This window comes from Veillonella sp. VA142, from assembly GCF_003992135.1.
Taxonomy (GTDB): Bacteria; Bacillota; Negativicutes; order Veillonellales; family Veillonellaceae; genus F0422.
In genome coordinates this window covers 1-3,587 of record NZ_RQVN01000044.1, presented here as the reverse complement: position 1 = coordinate 3,587, position 3,587 = coordinate 1, and the positions used below count along the sequence as shown (strand labels likewise).

The 3,587-nt window shown below is 40.3% G+C and carries 5 protein-coding genes; all 5 read left to right on the top strand.

The features are described from left to right. Window positions 1-172: 172 nt before the first annotated feature. The 5 genes from zwf to EO117_RS08920 are packed head-to-tail and all read left to right on the top strand — an operon-like array spanning window position 173 to window position 3,435. Window positions 173-1,696, top strand: coding sequence for a glucose-6-phosphate dehydrogenase (gene zwf / locus EO117_RS08940; RefSeq protein WP_126940103.1), 1,524 nt, complete (start codon window positions 173-175; stop codon window positions 1,694-1,696). Next, window positions 1,681-2,430, top strand: a complete 750-nt coding sequence (gene pgl / locus EO117_RS08935; protein ID WP_126940102.1) for a 6-phosphogluconolactonase — start codon at window positions 1,681-1,683, stop codon at window positions 2,428-2,430. Before zwf ends, pgl begins: the two co-directional genes overlap by 16 nt. A gap of 26 nt (window positions 2,431-2,456) precedes the next feature. Continuing rightward, window positions 2,457-2,681 (top strand): twin-arginine translocase TatA/TatE family subunit, encoded by a 225-nt coding sequence (locus tag EO117_RS08930; protein WP_126940101.1) that lies wholly within the window; start codon window positions 2,457-2,459, stop codon window positions 2,679-2,681. 8 nt (window positions 2,682-2,689) lie between these two features. After that, on the top strand, window positions 2,690-2,995 hold the full coding sequence (locus tag EO117_RS08925) for a heavy-metal-associated domain-containing protein (RefSeq protein WP_126940100.1): 306 nt from the start codon (window positions 2,690-2,692) through the stop codon (window positions 2,993-2,995). After that, window positions 2,992-3,435 carry a cupin domain-containing protein gene (locus tag EO117_RS08920; RefSeq protein ID WP_126940099.1) on the top strand — a complete coding sequence of 148 codons (444 nt, stop codon included), beginning with the start codon at window positions 2,992-2,994 and terminating at the stop codon, window positions 3,433-3,435. Before EO117_RS08925 ends, EO117_RS08920 begins: the two co-directional genes overlap by 4 nt. Window positions 3,436-3,587 lie beyond the last annotated feature (152 nt).

The following is a 3,587-nucleotide window of genomic DNA, read 5'->3' as shown; positions in this document are numbered from 1 at the left end:
ATGGTGTAGATTTATCTTGATTTTTAATTACGCTTATGTTTAGCTATTTTTTATGACAAATTAATTTGTGTTTGACAAGGGCTATAACCATTGTCAAGGGCCGTGTATGTGCTATAATAAAAGATACAGTATTAGTATTTCCGTTAGGAAATGATGTAAGAGGAGATTCACCATGAATGTGTCCTATAATGTGAAAGAAGAATTATGTATTGATCATACACCAGGGGCGGGTGCCATTGTTATCTTTGGGGCCTCCGGAGACCTGACAAAACGTAAATTATTGCCGGCTATTTATTCCTTGTTTCAACGTGGGTTACTTTCACCGAAGGTAGCCGTGGTGGGCGTAGCACGGACAGCCATGAGCCACGATGAATTTCGTGAACAAGTGAAAGCATCTATCTTAGGTGACCGTGATCCAAGTGCAGAAGAACAAGCATTTATTGAACGATTTTCCTATGTATCTGGTCAATATACAGATCCGTCTACGTACGTGGCATTGCACAAAGAGTTAGAGCGTGTGACAGATGCTCATTGTACAGGCGGTAATGCCTTGTTTTATCTAGCCATGCCGCCAGAGTTGTTTGAACCTATCGTACGTGAATTACATGGAGCAAAGCTATTAGAAGAGGTAGGTTCTTGGTCCCGAGTGATTATTGAGAAACCTTTTGGACATGATTTAGAAAGTGCTATCGCATTAGATGCTTCATTGAAACAATATATTACGGAAGAACAAACCTATCGTATTGATCATTATTTAGGGAAAGAAACGGTGCAAAATATTTTGATGCTTCGTTTCGCCAATGCTATATTTGAACCACTTTGGAATCGTAAATATATTGAACGTGTAGAAATTACGGTAGCCGAAGAGTTAGGTGTAGAAAAACGTGCAGGCTATTATGATGGGGCAGGGGCTTTGCGTGATATGGTGCAAAACCATATGATTCAAGTGTTATCTTTGATTGCGATGGAACCACCGGCTAGTTTTAATGCTAATGATTACCGCGATGAAATTGCCAAATTGATTTCGTCTATCCGTAGTTTACAACGTCAAAATTTAGGCGATATCGCAATACGTGGTCAATATGTGGATTCTGGTAATACAGAACGTCCGGCACCAGAGTATCGTAAGGAAGAGAATGTACCATCTAATTCTACGACAGAAACCTATGTGGCATTGAAATTATTCATTGATAATTGGAGATGGCGTGATGTGCCGTTCTATCTTCGTACGGGAAAACGATTGCCGAAGAAATCGAGCGAAATTGCCATTACGTTTAAACCAATTCCGCACTCCATCTTTAAACCGTTCCATGCGAAAGACTTCAACCAAAACGTATTGGTTCTTCGTATGCAGCCGAATGAAGGTATGGGATTGTCCTTAGAGGTAAAATCTCCAGGATCTAAGTTAAGTGTTAACACACTAGAAATGGACTTTTCCTATAGCAATTCCAAGGAATTAGCAGACATTCCAGATGCCTATGAAAGATTGATCTTAGATGGTTTATTAGGAGACCAAACATTATTCGTTCGCAATGATGCGGTAGAGAAATCTTGGCGATTATTTAAACCGTTGATTGAGGCGTGGGAACGAAATGATGAAGAAACGCCGTTATGCTTCTACCCAGCGTTCAGTGAGGGGCCAACAGAGGCAGAAGAGTTATTAGAAGGAGGATCTTGGTCGTGGCGAAAGATATAATTCATGCATTTCCTACAGGAGATGACGTGGCAAAAGCAGTGGCCGATCGATTTTTAACTTATACAAACGAATGTATTGCAGAGACAGGTACTTGCGTAGTGGCTGTGTCTGGGGGGACGACACCGAATGCATTGTTTTCTTTGCTTGATTCAGATGAATATACAAATCGTATCGATTGGGAGCATATTTTCTTCCTTTGGGTAGATGAACGGTTTGTGCCACAGTCGAATCCAGATAACAATTTTGGTCGTGCAAAAGATCGCTTATTTGGAAATATTATGGGTGCTGCTCACTATTATCCGGTCCCAACGAATAACGGTACTGTGGAGGAAGCAGCAGATAAGTATGAACAAGAAGTACAAATGGTCTTGAAACGTACAGAAAAGGAATCCATAGATTTAGTGTTACTAGGCTTAGGCGATGATGGGCATACAGCATCCTTATTCCCTAAATCTGAAGCTTTGTATGAACGTGATCGTATGGTAGTGGCTGTGAAAGATGGTAAAGTATGGGAACGTGTGACATTAACATTCCCTATGCTAGTCAATGCAAAATCTGTTTGGTTCACAGTGGTAGGAGCTTCCAAAGAGGCTGCCTTAGCTCGTGTACTTCGTCAACGTAAGGAATATGAAGAATATTCTTGGGAGGACCGAGTAGATCATTGTTTACCAGGGGCTGTGTTGACTCACGATCCAGTAGAATGGTATGTAGATGAGGCAGCTCATAAGAATTAATTAATTTGAAATACGAGGTGATACGTATGTTTAATTTTGGGACACAAGAATTATTTCTTATTTTAATTATTGCCCTTGTTATCTTTGGACCTAAAAAATTACCTGAAATTGGTAAGGCCATCGGTAAGGGTATTAATGAATTTAAAGATGCTGTTAGTGGCGATAAAAAAGTAGCTAAAGAAGAGCCTACAAAAGCGGAAACCATTGATGTAGAGGCTGGTGCTACTAATAGTCATAAACAAAATAATTAGGAGGAACTATGTGTAAAGATTGTGGTTGTGGTAGCACAGGTAATGTGACTACAAAATTATTTTATGTGCCAGGCATGATGTGCGTGAACTGTGAAAATACTGTGAATGGTGCTGTTCGTGGTTTACCAGGGGTATTGGAATCCACTGTAGATTTAAAAACAAAAGAAGTGCGTATTCGCTTTGACCATACTAAAACGGATGAAGCAACAATTCGTGCAGCCATCGATGAAACAGGCTTTGAAGTGGAATCTGTGAAAGACTATGTACACGAGCATGGTGGCATTTTGGGAGCGATTAAAAAGATATTCAAATGATACGTAAATTTAATCAAGAAACGTACACATGGGATGGCGTAGATACCTTGGTGTACAAGCAAGATAATAGCCCGTTTAAAGATGTAACCCGTCAAGTTCTTTTCGATGGAGCTTGGGATATTCCATGCCAGTTCCGCTATTTTGAAGTGCAACCAGGTGGGTATAGCACCATGGAACGCCATGAGCATACGCATATGGTCATGATCTTCCGTGGAAAAGGCCAATGTTTGCTTGGCGACACGGTGGAAGACGTCCAAGAAGGGGATATGATTGAAATCCCTAAATTGATGGCACACCAATTCCGTGCGAACCAAGGCGATCATTTAGGATTCCTCTGCTTGGTTAATGTGGATCGAGATAAAGTACAAGTTATCACTCCGGAAGAACAAGCTGAGATGATGGAAAATCCGGCGATTCGAACATTTTTAGAAATTGAATAGGTTGGATTGACAGTAGTGGGTTCATTAGGAATAGCACCAATACCCTAGGTGATAGGGGATTGGTGCTTTTCCCATCTGTCAAACACAAATTAATTTGTCATAAAAAATAGCTAAACATAAGCGTAATTAAAAATCAAGATAAATCTACACCA